The 25,986-nt window shown below is 72.1% G+C and carries 16 protein-coding genes; 8 read left to right on the top strand and 8 right to left on the bottom strand.

All coding sequences use genetic code 11. From position 1 onward, the window contains the following. The first annotated feature begins 210 nt into the window (after positions 1-210). The 3 genes from WMF27_RS22855 to WMF27_RS22865 all read left to right on the top strand — a co-directional run bounded on the left by WMF27_RS22855 (position 211) and on the right by WMF27_RS22865 (position 4,259). Positions 211-1,080, top strand: coding sequence for a hypothetical protein (locus WMF27_RS22855; RefSeq protein WP_437766776.1), 870 nt, complete (start codon positions 211-213; stop codon positions 1,078-1,080). A gap of 793 nt (positions 1,081-1,873) precedes the next feature. Then, positions 1,874-3,325 (top strand): RCC1 domain-containing protein, encoded by a 1,452-nt coding sequence (locus WMF27_RS22860; RefSeq protein ID WP_437766775.1) that lies wholly within the window; start codon positions 1,874-1,876, stop codon positions 3,323-3,325. A 193-nt stretch (positions 3,326-3,518) separates the two neighbouring features. Then, complete coding sequence (locus WMF27_RS22865; RefSeq protein ID WP_437944498.1) at positions 3,519-4,259, top strand: SGNH/GDSL hydrolase family protein; 741 nt, start codon at positions 3,519-3,521, stop codon at positions 4,257-4,259. A gap of 12 nt (positions 4,260-4,271) precedes the next feature. Here WMF27_RS22865 and WMF27_RS22870 read toward each other — a convergent pair whose 3' ends face one another. Beyond that, the gene (locus tag WMF27_RS22870) at positions 4,272-5,972 is read right to left on the bottom strand and encodes an alpha/beta hydrolase family protein (RefSeq protein WP_437766773.1); all 1,701 of its coding nucleotides are present in this window, start codon (positions 5,970-5,972) and stop codon (positions 4,272-4,274) included. Between the two features lie 81 nt (positions 5,973-6,053). Here WMF27_RS22870 and WMF27_RS22875 point away from each other — a divergent pair, with 81 nt between their 5' ends. Then, positions 6,054-6,344, top strand: coding sequence for a hypothetical protein (locus tag WMF27_RS22875; protein WP_437766772.1), 291 nt, complete (start codon positions 6,054-6,056; stop codon positions 6,342-6,344). 466 nt (positions 6,345-6,810) lie between these two features. Here the strand turns inward: WMF27_RS22875 and WMF27_RS22880 are convergent, their stop codons facing one another. Together WMF27_RS22880 and WMF27_RS22885 are read right to left on the bottom strand one after the other, a co-directional pair. Further along, positions 6,811-7,494, bottom strand: coding sequence for a hypothetical protein (locus tag WMF27_RS22880; protein WP_437766771.1), 684 nt, complete (start codon positions 7,492-7,494; stop codon positions 6,811-6,813). A gap of 373 nt (positions 7,495-7,867) precedes the next feature. Next, on the bottom strand, positions 7,868-9,397 hold the full coding sequence (locus WMF27_RS22885) for a serine/threonine-protein kinase (RefSeq protein ID WP_437766770.1): 1,530 nt from the start codon (positions 9,395-9,397) through the stop codon (positions 7,868-7,870). A gap of 28 nt (positions 9,398-9,425) precedes the next feature. Between WMF27_RS22885 and WMF27_RS22890 the strand changes: the two genes are divergently transcribed. Both WMF27_RS22890 and WMF27_RS22895 read left to right on the top strand, forming a co-directional pair. Beyond that, positions 9,426-13,469 (top strand): protein kinase domain-containing protein, encoded by a 4,044-nt coding sequence (locus tag WMF27_RS22890; RefSeq protein ID WP_437944499.1) that lies wholly within the window; start codon positions 9,426-9,428, stop codon positions 13,467-13,469. A 50-nt stretch (positions 13,470-13,519) separates the two neighbouring features. Continuing rightward, entirely contained in the window at positions 13,520-15,250 is a 1,731-nt protein-coding gene (locus WMF27_RS22895) for a hypothetical protein (RefSeq protein WP_437766768.1), read from the top strand. 39 nt (positions 15,251-15,289) lie between these two features. Here the strand turns inward: WMF27_RS22895 and WMF27_RS22900 are convergent, their stop codons facing one another. The 3 genes from WMF27_RS22900 to WMF27_RS22910 all read right to left on the bottom strand — a co-directional run bounded on the left by WMF27_RS22900 (position 15,290) and on the right by WMF27_RS22910 (position 19,398). Then, positions 15,290-16,723, bottom strand: coding sequence for a sigma 54-interacting transcriptional regulator (locus tag WMF27_RS22900; RefSeq protein WP_437766767.1), 1,434 nt, complete (start codon positions 16,721-16,723; stop codon positions 15,290-15,292). Between the two features lie 371 nt (positions 16,724-17,094). Further along, entirely contained in the window at positions 17,095-17,877 is a 783-nt protein-coding gene (locus tag WMF27_RS22905) for a hypothetical protein (protein ID WP_437766766.1), read from the bottom strand. A gap of 399 nt (positions 17,878-18,276) precedes the next feature. Further along, the gene (locus WMF27_RS22910) at positions 18,277-19,398 is read right to left on the bottom strand and encodes a hypothetical protein (protein WP_437766765.1); all 1,122 of its coding nucleotides are present in this window, start codon (positions 19,396-19,398) and stop codon (positions 18,277-18,279) included. 682 nt (positions 19,399-20,080) lie between these two features. Here WMF27_RS22910 and WMF27_RS22915 point away from each other — a divergent pair. Both WMF27_RS22915 and WMF27_RS22920 read left to right on the top strand, forming a co-directional pair. Beyond that, complete coding sequence (locus WMF27_RS22915) at positions 20,081-21,550, top strand: endo-1,4-beta-xylanase (protein ID WP_437766764.1); 1,470 nt, start codon at positions 20,081-20,083, stop codon at positions 21,548-21,550. A 183-nt stretch (positions 21,551-21,733) separates the two neighbouring features. Further along, complete coding sequence (locus WMF27_RS22920) at positions 21,734-23,305, top strand: non-reducing end alpha-L-arabinofuranosidase family hydrolase (RefSeq protein ID WP_437944500.1); 1,572 nt, start codon at positions 21,734-21,736, stop codon at positions 23,303-23,305. Positions 23,306-23,589: 284 nt separating this feature from the next. Here the strand turns inward: WMF27_RS22920 and WMF27_RS22925 are convergent, their stop codons facing one another. Together WMF27_RS22925 and WMF27_RS22930 are read right to left on the bottom strand one after the other, a co-directional pair. After that, positions 23,590-24,519, bottom strand: a complete 930-nt coding sequence (locus tag WMF27_RS22925) for a hypothetical protein (protein WP_437766762.1) — start codon at positions 24,517-24,519, stop codon at positions 23,590-23,592. Positions 24,520-24,601: 82 nt separating this feature from the next. Continuing rightward, entirely contained in the window at positions 24,602-25,963 is a 1,362-nt protein-coding gene (locus tag WMF27_RS22930) for a DUF1552 domain-containing protein (RefSeq protein WP_437944501.1), read from the bottom strand. Positions 25,964-25,986 lie beyond the last annotated feature (23 nt).

A 25,986-nucleotide genomic window follows, 5' to 3' on the forward strand; every position in this document is an offset into this window, starting at 1 on the left:
AATCCGTTGCGGTTCACGGCAGGGCGTTGCGCTCCCCTTCTCTCCCCCTCCTCTCCGTCCTGCGCGGCAGCGCCGAGCCACGGGCTCACCTCGCGCCGGCACACGTGTTGCCATGCCGCCACGCCGCAACGAAACCACGGCGTGCCGCCGCAGCGGCAGGCCGGATCCCATAAGACATCACAGGAGGTTTTCCCCGTGAGTGAATCACCGATGTTTTCGACCGTCGCCCTCCCCCCGGATCTCGTCGCCGACGACGTCATCGCTGTCCGAGATCAGGTGAGCGCGCGGATCGCGGCGGTGCTCCGGCCCAAGAGCGGCAAGCGCAAGGAGGGGGACGCGCCGCTGCCCAGGGGGGTCGAGCTCCTCGCGGCGCTGCCGCCGCACATCGACAGGCCGTGGAGGCGCTTCGACGCAGCCACGACAGAGCTTCAGGGGTTCCGCAGCATGCGGGCGAGCGCGCAGGCCGACCAGCGCCACTCGGCGGCGAGCGAGGCCGAGCGGAGCGCGGCGAACAGCGACAGCGACGACCGGTGGCGCGCGTTCGAGCAGTGGAACGCGGGAGCGGCCGGCCTCTCCGACGACGGGGAGGCGCCGGCGCCGTCCGAGGCGCGCTGGCTCTACGCGCAGCTCTTCCCGGCGCCCGATGGGCTTCGCTTCATCACGCGCCGGCCGAGGCTCCAGTGGACCGCGATGGTGCAGCGGATGAAGACGCTCGAGGAGGAACGCGCGCAGGCGGTGATCGAGGGGTTCGGCGGGATCCGGCACCACCGGCAGCTCGTCGCCGCCCACGCGCGCTTCGGCGACGCGTACGGCTTCACGACCGTGGCCACCGCCAAGGAGGGCGGGCCGACCGATGGCCGGCCGCAGTGGAGCGCCGCCCGGGACGCGCTGCGGAGCCTGATCCAGAAGATCGAGAGCCACGCCGACCCGGAGATCCCGGGGAGCGAGGCGCTCGCCGCGTTCCTGCTGGCGCCCTACGTCGAGATGGTCGACGACCTCGCGAGATCCCGCCGGAGAGCCCCAGCCAAGAAGCCCGAATCCGTCTCGGCGCCCCCGTTCGGGGCGACCGGTACGCCGTGAACCCATCCGGGTGAGCTGGCTCGTCCACGCGGGAGATGAATGGCAGCCGTCTCCCGGTGGACACGCCTCCAACAAAAGATGGGTCCCCCTCATCTCCGAGGTGGACACGCCTCCAGCAATAGATGGGTGGCGCCGTCTCCCGGTCAACACGCCTCCAACAGAAGACGGGTCGCTCCCATCTCCGGGGTGGACACGCCTCCAGCAACAGATGGCGCCCCCTGTCTCCCGGTGGACGCGCCTCCAACAGAAGACGGGTCGCTCCCATCTCCGGGGTGGACACGCCTCCAGCAACAGATGGCGCCCCCTGTCTCCCGGTGGACGCGCCTCCAACAAACGACGGGTCGCTCCCATCCCCGGGGTGGACGCGCCTGGTAGCGCTCCAGCTTGAACATGAAGGCGGGAAGATCATTGATCTTTTCTTCCCGACTTCCCGCCTTCATGTTCAAGCTGGAGCGCTACCGGCGCGCGGCCCGGCGCTCGTGGAGGGGCTGAGGGGCGGCTCCGGCGTGCCGGGACGCGCGGAACTCGCGCCGTACCCCGGGCCACTACCGCATCATCCAAGGACGATCGAGCCCACCGCTCGCGTCGACTCGCAGCCGGAGCCTTGCCGCTCGCCGGCGCCCGCAGGCTCTGCTGAGATCGCCCACGCTCAGCAGGTGCATGCCAAAACGCCCCCTGAGGCCTCCGGGAAAGCGGGGACATCGGTGATCGGTGCCCAACTGGACATCTTGTCCTCCGTGCGGTAAGGCTGTGCAAAGGACGCTGGGAGTGTAACCGGATGCTTGAGATAAAGATGAACACCCAGACGCGACCGAACTTCTGCTCCTTGCTCGTCGTCGTCGCCGCCACCCTCGCTGCGGGGGCAGGATGCACCGCTCCCGAGCGGCGTTTCTCGGACAGCGGCGCGGGTGGCGGAACGGGCGGCGGTCCGATCGATGCGCAGGGCGGCGGGGGCGACGGCGCGGCCGGCGGCGACGGCGCGGCCGGCGGGGGCGCGGCCGGCGGTGGGAGCGGGGGCGGCGGTGGTGATCCTGGATGCCAGATCCCGCCAGACAGCCCCACGCTCGCCGACGCCGTCATGGTGGCTGCGGGCGGCAGCCATACGTGCGCGATCCGGCATGACGGCTCTCTCACCTGCTGGGGGGACAACTCGTTCGGCCAGCTGGGTGTTCCGCAGGCGATGGCGGTCTCCTCGAGCACGCCGGTGAGAGTGATTTTTCCCGCGTCGCTCGGCGCGGCGACGATCACGCAAGTCGCGCTGACCGAGCAGGCGACCTTCGCGATCGACAGCCAGCTCCGACTCTGGGCCTGGGGAAACAACGAGACCGGCCTCCTCGCGAATGGCTCCAAGGACTCGATGGCCCACGACGCCCCGGCGATCGTCAATGACGGTACGGCCCCGTTGCTCGTGCGCAAGATCGCGCCAGAGTGGTACTCGGCGTGCGCGCTCACCTCGACCAGCAGCATTTACTGCTGGGGGTCCAACCTGTTCTCGAGCCTCGGGCCGGAGGCGACCGGCGAGGAGAGCCTCGTCCCGGTGAAAGCGTTCAACTTCACCGCGACGGCCGGTCCGAGGGCCATCCTCGCGCGGGGCATCGGCTCGATAGGCAGCTGCTTCTCGACCGGCGCGGCGGAAGACGGGCTGAGTTGCTGGGGCGCGATGGGCGGCGGGTATATCCTCACGAACACACCCGCCGGCTCCGAGGGCGGCGCGAACTACAGCGCGCACACGCCGCTCATCGCGGCGGGAGCGACGCTGCCCTTCTCCGAGATCTCCTACGGCACGAACTTCGGCTGTGCGCGCGACGACGTGGGAGGCCTCTTCTGCTGGGGGACGAACAACAGCTCAGGTCAGCACGGCGCCGAGGCTCCCCCGGCCGGGACGGCGGCCGCGATCCCGGGTGTCTGGGGTAGGATGTCCACCGGCTACGTCTTCGTCTGCGCGATCGACGACCAGAGGCAGCTCCGCTGCCGTGGCAGCAACGAGCAAGGGCAGCTCGGTCGCAGCACGCCGGCGAGGGCCGATAACACGCGACTGGAACCCGTCGTGCTCGGCGACGGCACGGCCCTCGCCAAGGTCGTCGCGGTGAGCGCCGGCTTCTTCCACACGTGCGCGATCGTCGAGGGGGCGTGCGGCCCCACGGGCCCCGGCCAGGTCCTGTGCTGGGGCAGAGGCACCCTGGGTCAGCTCGGCGACGGCGCCGGGGCGAGCTCCGCGATCCCCGTCGAGGTGAAGGCGCCCTGACGGACGAGCAAACGGCTTCCCCCATGTGTCACCCAAGCTCCCGGTCCATACACTCGCGGGTGGCGCCGCAGCCAGGTTCGGACGGATAGCCCGATGCGAATCGACGATCGTCCACGCCACCCTGCCCCTTGGCTGGTCCCGTGGTCAGACCGCGAGGAGCGATTCGATGGATATCTAGATCGTCGATGAAGTGATGCTATCCTTCTTGATGCGCTCGTTCCGCCCGCTTCTCCTGCCCTTTTTGCTCCTGCTCGGCGGGATTCTCCTCGCCTTGCTTCTGCTCGGCAGCTCTCCACGGAGCGCGACGACCGGCGCCAGCGAGGATGTCGCGCCCACGCGCGGGCTCGAGGAGATCCGCTATCTGGCGCTCGGCGACTCCTTCACGGCAGGGACCGGGAACCCGCCGTCCGACGCGTTCCCCTCGCGCCTCGCCGAGCTTTGGCGCGCCCAGGGCCGCCGGGTGACCCTCAAGAACGTCGCGGTCAACGGCTACACCGCCGAAGACGTGCAAGAGCGGGAGATCCCGGAGGTGGCGCCATTTCGCCCCACGCTGGTGACGCTCGCGGTGGGCGCCAACGACTACGTGCGTCGCTGGAGCGCGGACGCCTACCGTTCGCGCGTGCGGGTGCTCCTCCGAGCGATCATCGACGCTGGCGTCGCGCCGGATCGGATCGTGGCGCTGCCGCAGCCCGATTGGTCGCTCTCTCCGGCCGCCGCTTCGTTCGGAGATCCGCGGCAGATCGGCGCGGACATCGTCGCCTTCAACACCGTTCTGCGCGACGAGGCAGGAGCCGCCGGCGCGCGCTACGTGGACCTCTATCCGCTCATGCACAAGCAGGCGGAGGCGAAGATGCTCGCCAGCGACGGCCTGCACCCCTCGGCGCGCGCGCACGCCGAGTGGGCGGCGGCGCTCCACGAACAAGTGGACCCCTGAGGCGTCGGGCCGCTACTTCGTCTCGTTCTTCTCGTGGTTCACGATGTCGAGGAGCTGCCCCGCGACGGTCTCGTCCACCCGGAGCGGCATGACCCCGAAGCTCGCTGCCACCGCGTCCTGCTCGAACAAGAAGCGCCGCAGCACCTCGCTCGGATACTCCTCGAGCGGCAGCGCGTACGCCCCGTACGGCGTGCCGTCGAGCGCCAGCGCGTGGTGCGCCCGAGCGTTGACGCCACGGAAGCTGTGGCACTTGACGCACCCTTGTTCGCCGATCAGCGCCTCGCGCACCCCGCCGGAGAGCGAGCGGAACGGCGCGAGCGGGTCGCTCTCTACCCAGTGAAAGCTCGCCGCACCGAGCCCGAATGCCGCGTAGGTCTTGTTCCCCAGGTCCGCGGGCAGCGGCGTCCGGAAGTGCAGGAACGCGCCGAGCGGCCGGATCATCATGGGCATGGGCTCCTCGCCCTCGATCCACGAGTAGGCCTGCTTCAGCCGGTAGAAGTCGACGATGCGGTAGAGATTGTCCTCGTCGTCGAGCCCGACCACGATGACCGCCTGCGCCTTCTTCAGCGCCTCGCGCGAGAAGTACTGCTGCTCACCCCGAAGGTTCGAGACCACCAGCCAGTCCCCTTCGCCCACCTCGGACTTCGGCCGCCCGGCCAGGTAGGCGAGCAGATCGATGGCCTGATACGTCTTGCCGGGCAAGGGGTAGCGCTCGAGCCCCCCCTTGCCGAAGAGGCCGCTTATCGTCTCCCGCAGCGCGGCGTCGACCGGGTAGGTGGTGATGGCCCGGGGATCCTTGCGGAGCTCCGACAGGTCGAACGGCGGCCGTGCACCCCAGCGGCGGAGCACGCCGAAGGGGTTGTCGATGGGGAGGTCCTTGAGGCCCGAGGCGACGAAGGGGAACACCAGATCGCCGACCATGTCTCCCCTTCCGCCCCAGTGCGCGATGCTGTGCGCATCGCGCCTGGGGACGACAAAGTAGTCGATGTCGCGCGCGCCCGCGTTCTGGAGCGCGCGCGCGAAGGGGCGAGCGAGGCGCGCCCAGCCGAGGTCGTCCTCCCCGCCGAACAGCATCAAGAACGGCGGCGCGTCGGACCGCGCGTACGTGATGGGCGAGGACTCCCTGCGATCTTCGACCGAGCCCGCGAAGAACGCCGCGTCGGGGTGCCCCTCGAGCGCCGCCTCGCCGAGGTCGTAGGTGCCGCGCAACAGGATGACGCCATCGACGCGCCTGGGATCCATGCCGGCCCCCTCGAGGAGCCGCCGATCGAGCGCAAGGAGGGACGCCATCCACGCGCCGAGGCCGCGTCCGACGAGGACCACGCGCGTCGGGTTGCGCGCGTCGGTCACCTCTTGCAAGACCCGGGCGACGTCCGCCGCGCACGCGCGCAGCGTGTAGCCCGTGTGGACGTTGAACGAGACGGCGGCGGCGGCGACCCCGCTTCGCTGTAGGGAGTCGCCGACGTTCGCGGCGAAGGCGAGTCGCTCGTCGGGCTGCGAGGGCTCGTTCCCCTGCAAGAGGACGACCAGCGGGCCGCGCTTGCTCGCGCGCGGCGGCGCGTAGAGATCGACGCTGACGTTCAGCCCATCAGGCCCCCGCCGCTGCATCCAGGCATACGTCACCGTGGCCACGGAGCGGGCTCCCGCTCCTGCGCGCCGCTTGAGGAGCTGTGTGCCGAGGACGATGAGCACGGCGAGGAGGCCGACGCCCACCCATTGTCCCGTTCGACCCAGCCATTGTCCCGCTCGACCAAGCCATTGTCGCGTTCGAATACCCAACATGGATCCGCTCTTGTGCGCGACGTCGAGCGCGTCAAGCGGCAGCGTCGTCGGTGCCATCCCAGCGACGCCGAGATGACCAGCGCAGAAGAACGCGATTTCGAGAGGGGACAGCTGCACAAGCTGGGCATCGACCGTGTGTTCCAGACGCCCTTCAACCATCTCGAGACCGGCGACAGGACGGTCCACGTCAAGGGCATCTGGCTCCGCCCACGGATCGACCTGTTCGTCGTGGGCAAGCTCCACAGCATGTCGCGCCACGCGCGGTCACCCCCGCGGGAAGACGCTGTTCGGAGCGTGATATGACGCGTAGAAGATCGCGAGCTTCTCATTGCTGTTCGTGGCGGACTCGCGCGCCGCCGGCGGTCGATGCGCTCTTGGTAGCTACACACGCTGTTCGAGGCCCAAACGCCTTCGAGCGCCTCGATGGCACGCGGCTCGGCAATCCTCGTGAATACGGTCGACCGCAAGCGCGGTATGGTGGATTACTCTGACACGTCGATCAAGACGTCGATCGTGAACGTCGCCGGCCGCGCCGCCTTCGACGGAAACCCCGGGGCCCTCGTGGAATACCTTGGTGATGAAGGCTGCGATGGTCGCGCCACGCCGTCGTCAGCGTGTGTTCCCTCAGCCTCGTGGAACGCCGCGGGCGGAAAGGCGCGCAGCTGCCCTGTGCGGCGAGCTCTCTTTTTCCTTTTTCAGACGTGGCGGAGATCGGATACCCGCCGATGGAGAGGCCCCGGGGCGACTCGCCGCGACAGCGCTGGCCCTCTCAGGGCTGCAGCGCTCTGCAGTGGATCTCCAGGACGCGGATCTTCCCGTCGCCCACGTCGTGCCTGACATCCACCCCCGCCAGCACCTGCTGGGCCGGGCAGCTCAGGGTCACCTTGTTCCCGGCGTACCCCGTCGCCCAGCTCGTGTGGGAAGGCGAGGCGAGGTCGAGTGCCGTATTGGCCGCGTTCCTGGGAGCGTACGTGATGCGCACGTCCTTCACATAGGTGTTGGCGGCGTTCACCTTGAGCTCCAGCCCCGTGGGGTAGTTGGCGACCGGGATCTGCGCGTTGAGCGGGCCTGGGCCGAAGCTCGGCGCCGTGAAGAGGAGCTCCGCCGCGATCGCGCCGGTCCGCGGAAGCGTCACATTCGGGAGGTCGAACTCCCGACATAGGCCAGTCATCCTGGCGATGAAGTTGTCGGGATTGACAAGGGGCGCCTGGAACGCGCTGAGGTCCGTCAACATGTACCCGGGGCCATGATCGAGGTGGCAGTGAATGCTTCTCCAGGCCGAGAGGTTGACGCCGATGCCGGAGTCCCAGAGCACGTTCACCGCCAGGTTGCTGACGGTCCAGCTCTCCGAGAGGGGCGGGGTGTTCTCCATGAGATCAGGGTCGGCCGACTCCACGGCGCAGCCGGCGGCGAACAGGGCGACGAGGGCGAATGCAGAGCGAACGATGCGCATGGCGATGTCTCCTTGGCTCTCTTGTTCTCGAGGCGAAGGCGGCCAGCCGCGCAGCGCGCCGGGAGTGGCACGGCCGCGGCGGCGCCTCGCGGCAAAGCGCCATCGCAAGCGCCTTGCCAGCGCGCGGCTCCAGCGGCCTCACGGCGCCCGCTGAGGGCCATTCCCACCGACGATGTCGAACCGACGCGCATCGGAGGCCCGTCCGCGGCGGTCGCCGCGCTCGCCGCAGGACAGCTCCGCGCCGCGCCGGTGGGCGGCTCCGCGCCGCGCAGGCGCCCTGCCTGCCACATCCCGGCTGTCCCCTGTCACACCGCCCCTGTGACACCCTGTGGCAGCGGCCGTGGCGGCGCGCGCCCGCGTCGGGCCGCGCCGCTCACGGCGCCACCCGGCGCAGCGCGCCGCCCTCGGCCGGGCGCGGCGCTCGCTCGCTCTCCCCCGCCTCCCCCGCCTCCCCCGCCTCCCCCTCCCCCTCCCCCGCCTCCCCGGCGAGCCCCTCCGCGAACGCGTCCGTCACGAACACCCCCGCCCCGGTCGCGGCGGGCGCCCAGCCGCGCAGCGCCTCGGGCTCGGCCGCGTGCAGCGCGAGGCGCGGGAGGACCTCGGGGCTCGCGCCGGCCCGCGCGCCGAGCTCCGCCCAGAGCTCGAGGGCCCAGCCGAGCGCCCGCTCCGGCGCGCGATCGTACGGCGCGGGCAGCGCCGCCAGCAGCGCGTCGGCGCTCTCGACCACGAGCGTCGCCCCGAGCCGGACGAGCGCCGCGCGCGCCGCCTGGACCAGGCGCTCCACGTCGGCGAGCGCCTCGTCACCGGCCTCGTCCGGCGCCGAGAGCCGGGCCTCGACGAGCAGCGCGGCGCACGGCCCCCGCGGCGCGCATTGCCCGTGCGCGCCGGCGCCCGCGAGGGGAGCGCCGACCGGCGAGCGCGCCGCGGGCGCCACGGTCTGGCGGCCCGGCGCGCCGACCGCCCGGGCGACCGCCTGGCGGAGCGCGGCGAGCAGCTCGGGCACGCCCGCGTACCGGTCCGCCGGCTCCTTGGCGAGGCAGCGGCGCACCACCGCGCCGAACGCCGCCGACACGGGCGCGCGGTCGCTCGGGCAGGGCGGCGGCGCGCGCAGGTGCATCTCCTCGGTTTCGACCGCATCGGCGCCCTGGAACGGCAGCTCGCCCGTCACGAGCTGGTAGGCGAGCAGGCCCACCGCGTAGATGTCCGTGCGCGCGTCCACCGCGCCGCCGAGGATCTGCTCCGGGGCCATCGTGAGCGGCGTGCCGAGGATCAGGCTGCTGCTCTTGGCGCCGCGCGCGCGATCGACGTCGCGCGGGCGGAGGAGCTTGGCGATGCCGAAGTCGACCAGCTTCACGCCCGGCGCGCCGAGCCCGCCCGCGCCAGGGCAGACCATGACGTTCTGGGCCTTCACGTCGCGGTGCACGACGCCGATCGCGTGCGCGGCGGCGAGCGCGCCGCCGACCTCCTCGAGCAGGGCGACCGCCTCGGGCGGCGAGAAGGCGCCCCGCGCGCTCAGCTCCGCCGCGAGGCTCCGGCCCTCGACCCACTCCATCGCGATGTACGGCCGGCCGTCGTCCAGGGCGCCCACGCCGCGGACCTCGACGATCGCCGGGTGCTTGAGCCGCGCGAGCACCTCCGCCTCCCGCTGGAAGCGCCGGAGGATCGCCGGCAGGAGCGACAGGCCGCGGCGGAGGACCTTCAGGGCGACCGGCGCGCCGCCCCCGACCGGGACGGCGCGGTGCACGACGCCGAAGCCGCCCCCGAGCCGCACGTCGTCGAGCACGTAACCCCCGACCACCGCGCCGGCGGGGAGCGCGTCGCCGGCGGCGCTCGCCTCGAGCTCCAGCGGTCGGCCCGAGATGACGGCTGTCTCGTCCTGGTTGGGCTCGGCAGGCGTCCGCATGGCACCTACCCCAGTATACTCGCGCCCCATGCGCTGCTCCGAGTGCCATCGCCGCCTCCCAGCGCGGGCCGGCGCCGCGTGCCCGGCGCACCCTCTGGCCCCATCGTCGGTGACGAGCGCCGACGAGCGCGAGCACGAGGCGCTCGATCAGGATCCGTCGCCGCTGGTCCCCGGGCTCCGCGTCGAAGGGTTCCGTGTCGAGCGGCTGCTGGGGCAAGGGGGGTTTGCGCGCGTCTACGCGGCGACGCGCGAGGGCGACGGCCGCGCCGTGGCGCTCAAGGTGGCGCGCCGGCAGGACGACGGCCGGATCGAGCGGGAGGCCGCGGCGCTCGCCCGCCTCGCGCCGCCGCTGGTCCCCGCGCTGCTCGGCCGCGGGCGCTCGGAGGAGCTCGGCCCGTTCCTCGTGCTGGAGCGGCTCGAGGGCAGCTCGCTCGCGCGCTGCCTCGCGGACCTGCCGGGCACCGGCGCGATGCCGGTCGAGCAGGCGTCGGCGATCGTGCGCGCGCTCTCGGTCGCGCTGGACGCGGCGCACGAGGCCGGGCTGGTGCACCGCGATCTCAAGCCCGAGAACGTGTGGCTGCGGCCGGGCGGGGAGGTCGCGCTGATCGACTTCGGCCTGGCCGCGCAGGCGCGCGCCGGCGGCGATGCGCGCGCGCCGCTCGGCCCCGACCTGACGCAGACCGGGGCGATCCTTGGGACGGCGGCGTACATGGCGCCGGAGCAGTGCCTCGGCGCGGGCGCCGTCGACGCGCGCGCCGACATCTACGCGCTCGGCGCGATGATCTTCGAGCTGCTCACCGGCCGGCCGCCGTTCGTCGGCGAGGCGGCCGAGGTGCGGCAGGCCCACGTGGCGCGCCGCCCCGCCCCGCCCTCCTCGCTCGCGCCGCTGCCGGAGGGCGCCGACGAGGCGGTCCTCCGCTGCCTCGCGAAGGATCCCGAGGCCCGCCCGGCCCGCGCCAGCGACGTGGCGCGCGCGCTCGCGGCGTCGCTGGAAGCGCGGGCCGCCCCGTCCCGGGGGCGCGCGGCCTCCTCCGGCGCGCCAGCTCCCGCCACCGATCCGCGCCGCTCGGTGGCGCTGCTCGCCCTGCGCACGCGCGAGCGCGCGGACGCGCTCGCCGACATCGCCCGCGCCGAAGGCGGCGTCCTGGCGCGCTTTCGCGGGGAGCGCATGGTGCTCGCCTTCCCCGCCGCCGACGCGCCAGGCGACGGCGTGCGCGCGGCGGCGCGGGTGGCCCGGCGCCTCGCCGAGGCCGGCGCGACCGAGCCGCACCTCGTGGTCCACCTGGCTCCGCTCCGGGTGCGCGAGGGCACGCGCGGCGTCACGCTCGCAGGCGCAGCGCTCGAGGACGCGGAGACCTGGGGGGCCGGCCCGGGCGACGCGGACGCCATGCCGCCGGCGATCCTCACGGCCGAAGCGCGGCGCGCGCTCGCGGACGGCCCGCACGATGCCTCGCCCTCTCCGCGCGCTGTGGCCCCCGATCGGCGCGACCGGCCCCTCGATCCGCGCGGCGCGCCCCCCGACGAGCCCGGCGAGACCGCCCTGCGCGGCCGCGATGCGGCGCTCGGCGCGGCCCTCGCCGCCGCGCAGGAGGCGCTCGCCGGCGGCGGGCCGGCGCTCGTCACCGCGCTCGGCGCGGAAGGGCACGGAAAGAGCCGGTTCCTCGGGGCGCTCGCGGCGGCGCTCCACGCCGGCGGCGCGGCCGTGCACGCCGCGGCGGCCCTCCGGCCAGAGGCGGCCGAGCACGGCGCGACGCTCGTCGCGCTCCTGCGCGCGGCCCTGGATCTGCCAGCCGGCGGCGAGCGCGACGCGGATGCCCAGGAGGCGCTCGTCCAGCGGCTCGGCGCGGCGGAGGCCGCGCGCGCCTGGCCGGCCGTCGGGCTCGCCCTTGGGCGGCTCGCCCCGGGAGACCCGGCCGCCGCGCCGCTGCTCGGGGCGCCGGGCGCGCGCCGCCACGCCGAGGCCCGCGCGCTCGCGGCCGCCCTCGCGGCCGCCGCGCCGCTCGCGCTGCTGCTCGACGACGCCGACCGCGCCGACGCGTCCGCGCTCGACGCGATCGAGCTCGCCACGGCCGAGGGCAGCGCGGCGCGCCTCGCGATCGTGCTCGCCGCGCGGCCCTCGCTCGCGTCGCTCCGCCCGGCGCTCGGGGAGCGCGCCGCCCGCCGCGTGGCGCTCGACCTCGGCCCGCTCGACGCCGAGGCCGCGGGCGCGCTGCTCCAGGATCGCCTCCGCCCCGTCGAGTTCATCCCCCGCGCCGTGCTCGATCGCCTCCACGCGCTGGCGCGCGGCGTCCCGCGCGACCTCGTGGAGGTGGCGTGCGCGCTGCGCGTCGGCGGCGCGATCCAGCGCGCCCGGGGCGGCGAGGGCTGGACGCTCGCGCCGGACGATCTGCTCTCCCTGTCGGCCGCGCCGCTCGGCGAGCGCCTCGCCGAGCGCGCGCTCGCCGCCCTGCCGCCGCCGCTCGTGGACCTGCTCGAGCGCGCGGCGATCCTCGGCGACGACCTCTCCCCGGCCGAGCTCGAGGCCGCCCTGCGGGCCGCCGACGCGCCGCCGCCGGCCGGCGCGCTGGACCCCGGCGTCGGCCTCGCGCGCCTCGCCCGGGCCGGCGTGCTCGTCGCGCGCTCGGCGTCGCCGCCGCGCTACGCCTTCCGGCACCCGCTCCTGCGCGAGGCCGTCGAGGCGCGCATCCCGCCCGCCCGCCGCCGCGCGCTGCACGCCGCCGTCCTCCAGGGCCTCCTTGGCGCGCCGCGCGCCGCGGGGGCGCGCGCCCGGATCGCCCGCCACGCGGCCGCCGCGGGAGACCTGGCCGCGGCGGCGGCGGCGCACGCCGAGCTCGCGGACGAGGCGCTCGCCCGGCACGACGTCGTCGAGGCCGAGCAGCGCTTCACCGCGGCCCTGCGCCTCGCCGGCCTCCTCGAGCGCGACGACGCCTCGACCCGCGCCCGCGCCCGCGCGCTCGCGGGCCGAGGCCGCGCGCGCTACCGCCTGCAGCGCTTCGAGGAGTCGCTCGCCGATCTGCGCGCCGCCCGGGCGCTGGCCGAGGCCGCGGGCGACCGGGCCCGCGCGGCCGAGCTCCTCCTCGAGGAGGCGACCGCGCTCGACTGGCTCGAGGACTTCCCCGCCTCGGCGGCGATCGCGGCGCGCGCCGCCGAGCTCTGCGCCGGCCTCGGCGACGCCCGCCTCGACGCGCGCTGCCTGCTCGCGGGCGGCCGCTCCGACTGCCGCGACCAGCGCGTCGACGAGGGGATCCCCAAGCTGGAGCGGGCCGCCCGCGGCGCGCTCGCCCTCGGCGACCACGAGGCGCACGTCATCGCCCGGCTGGTGCTCGTCGCGTCGCTCTCGGTGGCCCTCCGGCTCGACGAGGCCGAGCGCCACGCCGAGGCCGTCGTCGAGGCCTGCCTGCGCGCCGGCGACGTCTTCCACCTGTGCACCGCGTACATCAACCGCGTCTTCATGTGGGTGAAGCGGCGGGAGGAAGGGCGCGCGGTCGCGGACCAGCGGGAGGCCGTCCGCCTCGCCCGCGAGCTCGGCCACGCCCAGCTCGAGCGCTGGGCCACGCTGAACCTGGCGGAGCTGCGGTACTGGCTGGGCGCGCCGGACGAGGCCCTCCCGCTCGCGCGCCGCAGCCTCGACCTCCAGCGGCGTTATTTCAACAAGCGCCCTTCGCCGGACGACGTCCTTCTCCTCGCTCGCATCCACGTCGCCCGGGGCGAGCACGACGAGGCAGCCCGCCACCTGGCCGAGACCCGCGCGAGCCTCCACGAGCCCAACCTCACCCCCTGCGCCCGGACGCTGGCACGCCTGGTGCAACAGGCCCTGGACGACCGGGCAGCCGGTCGGTTCGACGCTGCGGCATGGCGCGCGCTCGTGGACGAGGCGCGGCAGACCGCGATCCTTCATGAGCACGCCGAGGCGCTCCACAGCGCGGCCCTCTCGGCGCTCCGCGCGGGCGAGGGCGGCGAAGCGCGCCTGTTCCTCGCCGAGGCGAGGGCGATGTCGGCGGGCTTCTGGCAGCGGCGGTTCGACGAGATCGAGCGCGCCCTGCTCACGCCCGGGGCGACCGGCGCCGCGTGAACCGACCGGTCGGATCGCCCGGACCAGAGACAAGAAAGGAACCTGACCGCGTGAAGATCTACCGGACACGAGGGTTGATTGCGCTGTGTTTCGGGCTCTCGCTCGTGGGCGCGGGCTGCGCCGTCGCGGGCGGCGACGCCTCCCCGCTCGACGGGCCGCCGCGCGCGGCGCCGGCGGGGAGCGGCTCGACGAGCGGGTCGGCCGTCGGGCCGGCCAGCGGCGGATCGGCCAGCGGCGGGTCGGCCAGCGAGCTGGTGGCGGCCATCGCGGACGCGGTGCAGGGCGTCTGGGGCAACGGCCTCTCCGCCGAGGCGCTCACCCGCAACGCGCTGATCGCGAACCCGCGGGCCAATCCCGTCATGGTGTCCGTCCCGCTCGCGACCGCGAGCTACGCCGACGACAGCAAGCACCTGGAGCTCCGCTACCAGCTCCGCCACGAGCCCACGCGCGAGGTGATGGGCTACCTCGTCGCCTGCGCCCTCGAGCAGGGCCAGAGCGTCTCGTACACCGACACGTCGACAGGCGAGGAATTCACATTCGACGGCAAGATCGGGATCTGCCCTGTCTGGGCCGTGGGCCCGGTGGGAGCGACGTGCCAGCAGCTCGTCTCGGCGTGCATGCTCTCGCTCGTGAACGCCCTGGGCCGCTCGATCACCGTCTCGCTGCGAGGCCAGGCGTTCCCGGAGCACCGGCCGGGGCTCCTCACGCCGGCGTCCTCCGTCCGCGTGGTGACGACCACGGAGGACGGCGACGCCATTCCGAGCTTCAGGCGGTGCGAGGTCGAATCCCATGGCGCGTCGCGCAGCTGTGGGTGGACGGCCCAGCACGTCGGCTCCTGCACCCCGGGCTCGACCGTGTTCATCGCGACCGGCGAAGCGCCCCTGACCGACTGCGCCGACGACCCAGCGAGCGCCGCTGGGCTGCCCGCCAGCGACACGGTGCTTCGCGTCTGCAGCGGTGTCCGCGGCTGCGACGCCGGCTCACCCGATCACATCGATCCGAGCGCGGTGCGCTGCGACGGCCGCACCGAGCCCGCGCTCCGCTTCGTCTGCCCTCAAAGCGGCTACTTCAGCCTCATGAGCGGCCCGCGGACGAGCGGCCGCGCCGGCCCCTTGGCGCCGGGCGAGGGCGTCGCCGCGGCGCTCGAGAGGAACCGCCGCTTCAGCGTCTCGAGCCACCCGCGGCCGAGCCCCCCGCCACCGCCCGGCACCGTCTCCATCAACGAGGCGACGTTCCGCCCCGCGGTGTATCCGGCGGCGGAGGTCGATGTCTTCGGCTGGCGCGAGGGCGCGTTCTACGGGAACCTGTGGGGCGATGAGCCCCTCCACCCCCGGCTCGCGGTGGGGATGAATGAAGTGGACGAGAAAGGCAAGTTCCACCCTGCTCCGACCCATTCGGAGTTCTCTGGGCAGGCCATCTATCAGAACGCCTTCGCCTGCACGGGTGAATACTGGACCGATCACGCCGCGTACGTGGGAGAACGCCTCTGCGCCGGCGCCGAGGGCGAGGTGGACTGCGTCGCCACCTCGGTCGGGGCTTGCGACGAATCGCTCCTCGTCGCGGAGTGTCCGCCGCTCCACCAGTGCTCCGTCGACGACGGGGGGCTCGTGGAGGGCGACCGGGACTTCCAGCAGTGCAAGGGCGGCGGGCGCACATGGCGCCATCCGATCACCGTGTTTCTCAACCACCCGTCGGATGTCGTCCGGGACTTCCCGTTCTCCCCGTTCGCGCCGTTGTTGCCCGGAGGCCTGCTGTCCGCCGGCGCGCAGTACTGCCCCTGACCGGCGGCCGCGCCGTCGCGCGGTCATCCAACCGCGCGCTCACCCGTCCCTGTAGTCGCCAGGCTCGATGCCATAACGCGCGATCCACCTGTGGATCTGCGTCCTCCCCTTCCCCATCGCCCGCGCCACGGCGCTGACGTTCCCGCGGTGCTCGCGGAAGAGGCGGATGAGCGCCTCGCGCCGCTGCTGGTCCTCCTCGGCGGGCCGCAGGCGCTCGGCGGGCTGGGCCTCGGGCTTCGAGGCCTCGGGCGGCTGGCCGCTCCGCGGCACGACGACGGGCGGCGGCAGGTGGTCGAGCTCCACCCGGCCGCCGCCGGCGAGCACGATCGCGGTCGCCAGGCACTTCTCCAGCTCGCGGACGTTGAGCCGCCACTCGCGCAGGAGGAGCGCGCGCGCCGCCTCGCAGCCGAGCGAGATCGACGCGGCCCGGTCCGGGGCGGCGCGGCGGAGCAGCGCGGCGATGAGCAGCCCGAGATCCTCCCGGCGCCTGCGCAGGGGCGGCAGCTCGAGCACGAAGCCGGAGAGTCGCGCGAAGAGATCGCCCCGGAAGTCGCCGCGCTCGACCATCGCCGGGAGGTCGCGGTGCGTGGCCACGACCACGCGGAGGTCGACCTTCACGGGGCGCGTCGCGCCCACCGCGACGACCTCCGACTCCTGCAGCGCGCGCAGGAACGCGGTCTGCGACGCCGCGGGCAGATCGCCGATCTCGTCGAGGAAGAGCGTGCCGCGGTCGGCCGCGCGGATGAGGCCGGGCCGGTCCTCGGCGGCGCCGGAGAAGGCGCCCTTCTTGTGGCCGAACAGCTCGGACTCGATGAGGCTCTCGGGCAGCGCGCCGCAGTTGATGGCGACGAACGGGCCGGGCCGCCCCGAGAGCGCGTGGACGGCGCGCGCGACGACCTCCTTGCCGGTGCCGCTCTCGCCCTGGAGGACGACGGGGATGGGCGCGGGCGCGACGGCCCGGAGGGCGGCGAAGCGCTCGGCCAGCTCGGGCGAGAAGGTGGCGAGGCCGAACGGCTGATCCGCCGCCCGGGCCGCGTCGCTCGCCGCCTCGTCGGGCACCGCGACCTCGCGGAACAGAAAGAACGTGTGCCCGAGCTCGATCAGGTCCCCCTCGGCGAGCGTCGCGCTCCGCCGTGGCACGCCGTTCACGAAGGTGCCGTTCGTCGAGCCGAGGTCCTCCAGGCAGAGCTGGCCGCCGTCGCGCGTGATCCGCGCGTGGCGGGACGACACCCAGCCGTCCTCGAGGCGCACGTCGAGCAGCGCCCGGTCCGCCTCGGTCCGCCGGTCGATCGAGCGCACCGGGCCTCGCCCGAACCGCACCTCGTCAACCCCGTCGAGCGGCAGCCGCGCGGGCGGATCCATCGGCCGCTGGCACTGCAAGACGAGGAAGAGGAACGGCCGCGGCTCGGCGGCGGAGCCGGCGCGCCGCCGGGTGCGGACCAGCGTCGTCGGCTCGTCCCGACCCGCGCTCATCCTGCCCCTCTCCGCCCCTGGGAGGCCGCGCACGGAGGAGGCGCCAGCGAATCGACCCGAGGCTGCATGCCGCAGGCCCACGATCTATCACGCCCCGCCAGCCGGTGGAGCAAGCTCAGGCGCGCGAAGCGCACGCGCTGGTCGTCGGCCGTCGCAGCGCCGCGAGCTGGCAGGGCGGCTCGCCGGGTCGTCAGCGGTAGGGCCCCTGCGGCGCGGGCGCCGCGATCCCCGAGATGATCATCAGGACGAAGATGGGCTCCATCCTCGCCCAGAGGTTCGTCCCCGCGAGGGTGCGCCCAGGCGAGACCGGCCGAGGGCGGCCGATCTCGCCCGGGCGGTTCGCCGCGCAGAAGGGCGCGACGGGCCGCCGCCTACTGATCGCCGTGGACCGAGAGATGATAGGTGTTGCCGGGGTCCACCTGCGAGATGACGACCTTGTACGTATCATTGTCTTCTGTCTCGTAGGAGAACACGCCCCCCGTCGACGTGATGGTCCGGAGGAAGACCAGGACATCGTTGCCCCACATGTTCTCGTAGTACACAGCCATCTGGATGGTGCCCGAGGTGGAGTCCGCGTGGGCGTGATACCACTTGGTGCCCTTGACCCTGACCGTGCGGCCGACGGTGCTGTCGGTCCAGCAATAATCGAAATCGACGTTGCTCGCGCTGCAATAACTCGCCACGAAATCGCTCGCCGTCAGGGCTTGCGCGGCGGTCCCGAGCTCCTCTCCCGCTCGCGGCGCCGGCGCCGCCTCCTCGATCACGTCCACGTCGGTCGCGATCGCGGCGCGGCGCGGGCCGCGCGCGAGCCGCGCCGCGTCCATGCGCGCCTGCGCCGCGATCAGCGCCGGCGGCGCGACCTGCCGCGAGAGCGCCTCGTAGAGCGCGACGGGGGCGAGCCGCTCCATGGACTCGGCGAGCTCGCCGGTGGTGAAGGCCAGGACGCGGCCCTCCTCCGGCTCGTAGAAATGAACCTCGGCGCCGTTCGAGAGCTGCAGGCTCGTGATCGGGGCGAGCCCCTCCTCGACCGCCGCGTCCGCCGGCTCCTGCCCCGCGGCGCAGCCGCCGAGGGCGCAGAGCCCCAGCGCGAGGGCCGCGGCGCGGCGGGCGGTGCGAGCCATCGAGACATCACGGAGCATCGAATTCAAGGTCATGGTCATTCTCCTCGGTCCTACGTGGGTTGAGCGCGGGCTCGCGCCCGCGCGGCGGCCGGCGCGCGACACACCCTCGATCACGACGAATGCGGCGCGCCCGCGGGCCCCCCCGCGGGCTCGTCGGCCCGTCAGCGCGTCGCGGCGGCCTTCACCGCAGGACATGGCAAGAGCGGGGCCAGCAGCGATGACAGGCCGCGAACTAGCGCGACACGCGGCCATGTCCGATGAATCTCGCGCTCTGTCCCCTCCCGCCCAGAGGACACCCCCTCTCCCTGGAGCGCCGGCGCGCACACGCGCGGCGGCCGGGTGCCTGCCACACTGACCGGTGTGGCACGTGTCAGGTGTGACAGGGGTGATACGGCGCAGCCCCGCCCCGACCTGCAGCGCGTCGCGCGGCGATCAGCGATAGGGCCCGCGCCGCTCGGGGGCCGCGAGCGCGGAGACGATCGCGATCGCGCGCTCGATCCGCTCGCGCCCCGTCTCGAGGTGGCCGAACACGAGCGTGACCGCGGCCTCGTCGCCCACGATCGCCGCCGGCCGGAGCGCGGCGATCTCGCGCCCCAGCTCCTCGCCGAGGCGCGGAGCCACCCGGTCGGGCGCTTCCGCCGAGAGCTCGTAGGCCCGGGGCAGGGCGTCGTCGCCGGACGGATCGGGCGCGCCCCGGGGCGGGCCGCGCCTGGGCCGGCGCCTCAGGGTGAATCGTTCCGAGGGCGACGCGGCGCGGGCCGCGCGGACGCGGGTGCCGAACGCGCCCTTCCCCCCTTCCCGGCCGACCTCCACGGTGAAGAGCCTGCTCCGGTGCTCGAGCTCGATGGTCATCCCGCCCTCGGACGAGGCGGCGCCCGCGCCGGACAGGAGGCGCCCGCCGAGCCCCTGCGAGAGCGCCCGCAGCTCCTTGGCGAACGCGCGGCCGCGGTCCGCGACGAGCGCGGCGGCGCGGATGGCGCTCGCCAGCTTCTCGGCGTCGTCCTCCAGCCCGACGCGGATGGCGGTGAGCCGGTGCGACTCGAGCGTGAGCTGGTAGTCGGCGGCCGCGCGGAGCGCCTCGCGCAGCGGCGGCGTGAGCCACCAGCGCGCGAGCGCCGGAATGCTGGCCTTGACGACGAAGGCGCCGTCCAGCGCCGGATCGCCGACGTCCACCTGCCGCGCCCGGAATGCCCCGCCGCGCGCCCGGCGCAGCCGCTGCTCGTGGACCCGGAGCCTGAGGCCCGACGGGTTCCGCGCCGTGCCGGTGATGCGGGTGTGGTAACGCGCGACGGACACGTCGTCGTGATCGATGTCGTGGTCGACGAGCAGCGAGACGTTCTCGCACACCACAGAGATCTGCATTCGGCGGTCTCCCCACGGATCCGGCCCTGACTTGAACTTGCCGCCGACCAGGTCCGCGGCGCGCTGCCAGATCGGCCCGGCGAGCCGCCAGCGGGCCTCGGCGGCTCGCCTCGCCTGATGCCGCGTCTCCGCGATGCCCCCCACGAGCGTCGTGATTCCCGAGATGATCAACATGATCAAGATGGGCTCCATCCTCCGTGATCCTACCCTCCCCGCCGCGGGCGCGCCCAGGCGTGGCGGCGAGCACAGCCGCCGGCAGCGCGGCCGTCCCCCACCCGAGCGCGCGGTGCAGCTCGCGCTGGTTGGGGGAGAAAGAAGTTCAATGTAGGGAGGAAGAGAGAAGTCCAGCGTGGGACAAAGAAGCCCAGTGTGGGCGGGAAGAGGAGGGTCCAAACCCTCCGGAGATGTCAAGTCCCAACTGCGAGAGCTGCCCTGGGTCGACAGAACATTTTGCCAAGCTGCCAAGCGATCCGGCCTCTCTGAAAAAGCGACACCGTATCGACAACTTACCTATGAATCGAAGGGCCCGCCTTCACTCATTCGCCTTCGGCGATTGACATCCGCAATGTGAGCGCTCACATTGCGCCTCGTCGGTATTCTTTTGCTTCGCTTCGGAAGGGCGGTCATGCGCACCGAGACCACCAACGATCTCGGCATCGGCTCCTTCGCTCGGTCGTCACGGACGCGAGCAACGGTGAGCCCGCGAACGTTGCGGTCGCGCCTCAGCAGCGCTGGGCGCGACCGCTCGTCTCCACGGCGAACCGCACGCCCGCCCCATGAAGAAGCGACGCCATATCAACAACTTATCTATGCGCCCAAGGGGCTGCTTCACGCCGCAGCTTACGACATGCCCGCTTGGGTACAGGAGACCTTCATGAAAATGCGATTTGAACGATGGCTTCTGCTGACGACGATCGCGCTCAGCGCGTGCATCTCCGCCGAGCCGCTCGATGAAGACGGCCACGAGTTCGAAGAGCTGGCCGAGAGCGTCACCATCGACACCGCGGCGACCTACACGATCGTCGGCGTCCAGAGTGGAAAATGCGTCGAGGTGGCCGGGGGCAGCACCGCGGACGCAGCGGCCATGCAGATCGCCAGCTGCAACGGCTCGACCCGGCAACAGTTCCGCATGGAATCCGCAGGCGGCGGCTACTATCGCATCCGCAACGTCAACAGCAACCGCTGCATGGACGTCGCGGGCGCCTCCACCAGCGACGGCGCCCGCATCCAGCAATACTCCTGCTGGAGCGGCGAGAACCAGCAGTGGTCCTTCACGGACGTCGCCAGCGGCGTCGTGCGCCTCACCGCACGCAACAGCGGCAAGTCCCTGGACGTCTACGGCCGCGGCACCGCGGACGGCACCGCCGTGATTCAATGGGCATCGAACGGCGGCACCAACCAGCAATTCCGGATCACCCCCGCGAGCACCGGCGGCACCGGCGGCACCGGCGGCGGCGGGGGCGGTGGCACCGGCGGCGGCGCCGGCGGCAAGTTCGTCGGCAACATCACGACCGGCGGGCAGGTGCGAGCGGATCTGTCCCGGTACTGGAACCAGATCAGCCCAGAGAACGAGGGCAAGTGGGGCTCCGTCGAATCCACGCGGGACGTCATGAACTGGGCCGGCATGGACCGAGTCCGGGATTACGCGCGCCAGAAGGGCATTCCCTACAAGGGCCACACCCTGATCTGGGGCGCCCAGCAGCCGGGCTGGCTTGCCGGTCTATCGCAGAGCGAGCAACGCGCAGAGGTAGAAGAGTGGATCCAGGCGTTCTGCCAGCGCTACCCGGACGTCGCCATCATCGACGTCGTGAACGAGCCGCCCCCGCACACCACCCCGGTGTACATGAACGCCCTCGGCGGCGCGGGCTCGAGCGGCTACGACTGGATCGTGCAAGCGTTCAAGTGGGCGCGGCAGTACTGCCCGAACGCCAAGCTGCTGCTCAACGACTACAACAACATCGAGTACAGCGGTGACAATCAGAACACGCTCACTATCGTCAATCGGATCCGGGCGGCAGGGGCTCCCATCGACGGCATCGGAGCTCAGGCTCACGACGCGTACAAGATCAACACCAGCACCGTCAAGGGCTTCATCGACCGGCTCGCCGGCACCGGCCTGCCGGTCTATATCACCGAGTACGATATCAACCTGGCGAACGACACGCAGCAGCTCAACGTGATGCAGAGCCAGTTCCCCATGTTCTACGACCATCCGAGCGTGAGGGGCATCACGCTGTGGGGGTACGTCAGCGGCCAGACGTGGGTGGCCAACTCAGGACTCATGAGCAGCAGCGGCCAGATGCGGCCCGCCATGTCCTGGCTGATGAGCTACCTGGGGCGCTGACGCCGGACGCGCTGACGCGCGGTTCACGGAGATCCGCGCGCCCGGAGATCGCTGCGCAGGCTCGCCGGCTCGGTCGCAGGTCGACGAAGTTTACCCGCAGGGCCAGAGCTTGCGCAGCCGATCCCGGCCGCCGTCCCATGTGTCTCGCTTCGCGCTTCGTATGCCTGAACAGAGGGGATGACGATGAGAATCCGATTCAGACGATGGTCTCTGCTCACGACGTTCGCCGCCACGGCCGCGTGCGTCTCCGCCGAGCCGCTCGACGAGGCCAGCCACGAGTTCGACGAGCTGGCTGAGAGTGTCACCATCGACACCGCGGCGACCTACACGATCGTCGGCGTCCAGAGTGGGAAATGCGTCGAGGTGGCCGGGGGCAGCACCGCGGACGCAGCGGCCATGCAGATCGCCAGCTGCAACGGCTCGACCCGGCAACAGTTCCGCATGGAATCCGCAGGCGGCGGCTACTATCGCATCCGCAACGTCAACAGCAACCGCTGCATGGACGTCGCGGGCGCCTCCACCAGCGACGGCGCACGCATCCAGCAATACTCCTGCTGGAGCGGCGAGAACCAGCAGTGGTCCTTCACGGACGTCGCCAGCGGCGTCGTGCGCCTCACCGCACGCAGCAGCGGCAAGTCCCTGGACGTCTACGGCCGCGGCACCGCGGACGGCACCGCCGTGATTCAATGGGCATCGAACGGCGGCACCAACCAGCAATTCCGGATCACCCCCGCGAGCACCGGCGGCACCGGTGGCAGCGGCGGCACCGGCGGCGGCGGCAACGGGGGCGGCGGCGGGGGCAGCGAAGGTTGCGGCTTGCCCACCACCTTCCGCTGGCAGTCGAGCAGCGCGCTGGTAAGCCCGAAGTCCGACGCGACTCACAATATCGTGTCCATCAAGGATCCGACGGTCTCCTTCTTCAACGATCGATGGCACATCTACGCCACCACGGCGAACACCGCCGGCAACTGGCAGATGACTTACCTGAACTTCGCCGACTGGTCCCAGGCCGCGTCCGCATCACATTACTACATGGATCGCACGCCTGGCTTCAGCGGCTATCGGTGCGCGCCGCAGATGTTCTTCTTCAGGCCTCAGAACAAGTGGTACCTCATCTATCAATCGCAGCCGCCGCAGTTCTCCACGACCAGCGACCCGAGCCGCCCGGACACCTGGACCAGACCCCAGAACTTCTTCGCGTCCACGCCCGCTGGCATGCCCAGCCTGCCCATCGATTACTGGGCGATCTGCGACAGCGCCAATTGTTACCTCTTCTTCACCGGCGACGACGGTCGGATGTACCGCAGCCAGACCACCCTGCAGAATTTCCCGAACGGGTTCGGCCCCGTCTCCGTCGCCCTTCAGGACTCGAATCGTAACAATCTGTTCGAGGGGAGCTCCACGTACAAGATCAAGGGCATGAACAAGTACTTGACCGTGATCGAGGCCATCGGCCCGACGGGCGCCAGGTTCTATCGCTCGTTCACCGCGGATCGCCTCGACGGCGCGTGGACCCCGCTCGCGCATACCTGGAATGCGCCGTTCGCAGGTCAAAACAACGTGACCTACGCGTCAGGCGTGGCTGACTGGAGCGACGACGTCAGCCATGGCGAGCTGGTGCGCGATGGCAACGACGAAACCGCGACGCTCGACACCTGCAATCTGCAGTTCCTGTATCAAGGACGCAACCCGAGCTCGGGCGGCGAATACTCGCAGCTCCCGTACCGCCTCGGCCTGTTGAAGGCAGTTCGCTAGCGGGCCGAACCTGTTGGAGTTCATCGAGCTCCAACAGGTTGCTCCGCCTCCTCGATCAGCTTGCTGGGCCGCCTCGAGGCTCTGGCTCGCCGCTGCGCGCCGGGCGTCGAACAGGTCTCTCCTGGCGCCCATGGTGCGCGCGGTGCCCTCTCCGCGACGCGGTGTGGGCGAGCGCGTGCTCAACAGCTGTCCGCAGCCGGAGCACGGCGCGTCCCGGGCCGCACTGCACCTCCGGACGCGGACGAGATCATGGGCCGAGCGAGGCCGTCGGGCCCCGGCGCGCCCTACTTGCTCACCGACACCACGTCCAGGCGCAGCATCTGGCCGGTGGTCGGCGCCGTGTCGTACGGCGGCAGCCCCTCGAAATAGTCCTTGGTCCAATTGGCGATCTGGCGCTCGTTGCCGTCGTTCATCACCACCTTGACCATGGCGCCGCCGTTGACCTGGATCGTCGCCTCGTAGTCCTCCTTGTGAATGTCGTGAGCGCGGTACTGATAATTGTTCAGCCAGTACGTCTGGCGCGGCTCGCTCACCTCAATCGAATATTGCTGGTAGTTGATGGAGTCGCTGGGGCCAACGCTGCCGCCGATCATGAACGGCTTCATGGGCATTTCGCCCCCCTCGATGTCCGTCGGCTCCCAGATCCCGCGCACCCGCAGCTTGACCGAGTACGTCGTGCCCGGATCGCCGCCGAAGATCACCTGCTTCTCGATGCGCTGGGTGTTGGGCGGATGATTGCACGTCGCCATGGAGGCCAGCGGCAAGGGCGTCGACGGGGCGCACGGGGCATCGACGAACAGCTTGTCCAACCCGCTCGCATAGCTTGCGAGATCTGGAGCGGCGTCGCCGCCGCCCGAGCCACCGCCGCCGCCCGAGCCGCCGCCGCCGCCCGAGCCGCCGCCGCCGCCCGAGCCGCCGCCGCCACCCGAGCCGCCGTCGCCACCCGAGCCACCGCCGCCGCCCGAGCCCGACGCGGCGTCATGCGTACCGGAATCGCCCGGCGCTGCTCCCCCGGTTCCCCCGGCTCCCCCCGCGCCGCCCGTCTCGGTGCTGCTGCATCCGGCGACCGTAAGCAGCAGCGCAAGCAGAGCCATCGCCGGCGTTGCGCAGATACCCCGCATCCCCACGGTATCGGGGCTCGGACCGGGGTCATCGATGGCGGTGCGGTTCGCGCAGACGAGCCGCGCTGTAGCGAACGATGAAATCGAGTTCATAGAACCAGTATCCTAGGTTGGGGACGATGCGGTAGCGCGGGCAGGTCGGCGAGCGCCTCCTCCAGACGCGGCGGCGCCGCGCTCAGACCTGGATGCCCGCGAGCGGCGACGTGACCCGCCCCGCGTCGATGCCGAACTCCGTCACGTTGACGCCCATGACCTGAGCGACCGTCAGGAGCGCCTTGCTCAGGTTGTCGCCGGGGAAGTTGCGGTGCTCGTCGCCACGCAGCCGGCCTCCGGCCTTCCCCGCGAAGAGCACCGGCCATTCCGTCCTCGTGTGCACCTTGCCCCACGCGGTGTCGGACGTGACGTACACGAGCGAGCTGTCGAGCAGGTTCGAGCTGCCGTGCGGCGTGTTCTTGAGCTTCGTCAAGAACTCGTTCAGGCAGCGCATCGTGTAGATCACGCCCTTGTCGACGCGAGGCTGACTCGATTGGTCCCCGGCATCTCCGTGGCAGATGGTGTCGTGGAAGTCGTCGTTCATGTCCTGCGCGAGGTGCCGGTAGTAGACGTGCGCGGCGGGCAGCGAGAACATGTACGAGAGCACGCGGGTCCTCTCGCACGCGAGCGCGAGCGCCGAGAGCTCGACCATGGCGGCGTTCACCGCAGGGGGCGCCTCGCTCTGCGAGTCCTTGCCGGCGGTGGGGGCCGTCGGGCTCTTGCACGCTGCCGTCGGATCGCCGCCGGACGGCATGGTCTCGAGGCGCTGCTCGATGGCGCGGATCGACTCGAGGTGCTCCTCGATACGACGCCTGTCGGCCGCCCCGAGCCGCTGCTTCAGGCTCGCGCCGTCCTGCAGGACGGAGTCGAGCACGCTCTTCCGGACGTTCGCGATCTTCGTGGCCTGAGCCGCGCCGTCATCGCTGGGCTCGGGCAAGCCGCTCATGAACAATCGATTGAACACGGCCTTCGGATCGAACTCCGGGTTGTTGCGCGCGTTCGGCCCCTTGTGCGAGACGGTATGCAGCGAGTCCTGAGGGCCGCCCGGCGTCGCCGGCGTCAATCCCAGCTCGAGGGAGCGGTACGGCGCCCCGGCCGAGATGGCGTTCGCGACGACCTGGTCGATGGACGCGGCCCGCACGGCGTTCCCGCTGAGCGGCGCGCCCGTCGTGGCCCCCGCCGACCCCGTGGGGTGCTCGACGCCGGAGACCACGAGCTTGTTCTCGAGGCCGCTGATCACCGTGAGATACGACTTGAGATCCGCGAGCGGCTGGAGCTCGGGGCTGAGGTCCCAGGCCTGACCGGAGCCCGTGCGCGTCGGCTTCCAGCGACCGGGCAGCGTGCCGTTCCCGAAGAACCACGTGACGTAGAGCGGCGACACCGGGGTCTTCGTCTGAGCGTGCGCCGTGCCGCTCTCGTTCAGCATGATCTCGAGCAGCGGGAGCGGGATGGTGACGGCGGCGCCCGTCGCCAGAATGCCCCGGAGAACAGTTCGTCGGCTCAAAGCTTTGTTCGTCATTGGGGGGA

Source organism: Sorangium sp. So ce281, from assembly GCF_051527395.1.
GTDB classification, from domain to species: Bacteria; Myxococcota_A; Polyangia; order Polyangiales; family Polyangiaceae; genus Sorangium; species Sorangium cellulosum_B.

Bases quoted from the DNA above. Each gene is read 5' to 3' on its own strand.
- WMF27_RS22855 (WP_437766776.1), top strand. From the start codon at position 211: ATGTTTTCGACCGTCGCCCTCCCCCCGGATCTCGTCGCCGACGACGTC.
- WMF27_RS22860 (WP_437766775.1), top strand. From the start codon at position 1,874: ATGAACACCCAGACGCGACCGAACTTCTGCTCCTTGCTCGTCGTCGTC.
- WMF27_RS22865 (WP_437944498.1), top strand. From the start codon at position 3,519: ATGCTATCCTTCTTGATGCGCTCGTTCCGCCCGCTTCTCCTGCCCTTT.
- WMF27_RS22880 (WP_437766771.1), bottom strand. From the start codon at position 7,494: ATGCGCATCGTTCGCTCTGCATTCGCCCTCGTCGCCCTGTTCGCCGCC.
- WMF27_RS22885 (WP_437766770.1), bottom strand. From the start codon at position 9,397: ATGCGGACGCCTGCCGAGCCCAACCAGGACGAGACAGCCGTCATCTCG.
- WMF27_RS22890 (WP_437944499.1), top strand. From the start codon at position 9,426: ATGCGCTGCTCCGAGTGCCATCGCCGCCTCCCAGCGCGGGCCGGCGCC.
- WMF27_RS22900 (WP_437766767.1), bottom strand. From the start codon at position 16,723: ATGAGCGCGGGTCGGGACGAGCCGACGACGCTGGTCCGCACCCGGCGG.
- WMF27_RS22905 (WP_437766766.1), bottom strand. From the start codon at position 17,877: ATGACCTTGAATTCGATGCTCCGTGATGTCTCGATGGCTCGCACCGCC.
- WMF27_RS22910 (WP_437766765.1), bottom strand. From the start codon at position 19,398: ATGGAGCCCATCTTGATCATGTTGATCATCTCGGGAATCACGACGCTC.
- WMF27_RS22915 (WP_437766764.1), top strand. From the start codon at position 20,081: ATGAAAATGCGATTTGAACGATGGCTTCTGCTGACGACGATCGCGCTC.
- WMF27_RS22920 (WP_437944500.1), top strand. From the start codon at position 21,734: ATGAGAATCCGATTCAGACGATGGTCTCTGCTCACGACGTTCGCCGCC.
- WMF27_RS22925 (WP_437766762.1), bottom strand. From the start codon at position 24,519: ATGAACTCGATTTCATCGTTCGCTACAGCGCGGCTCGTCTGCGCGAAC.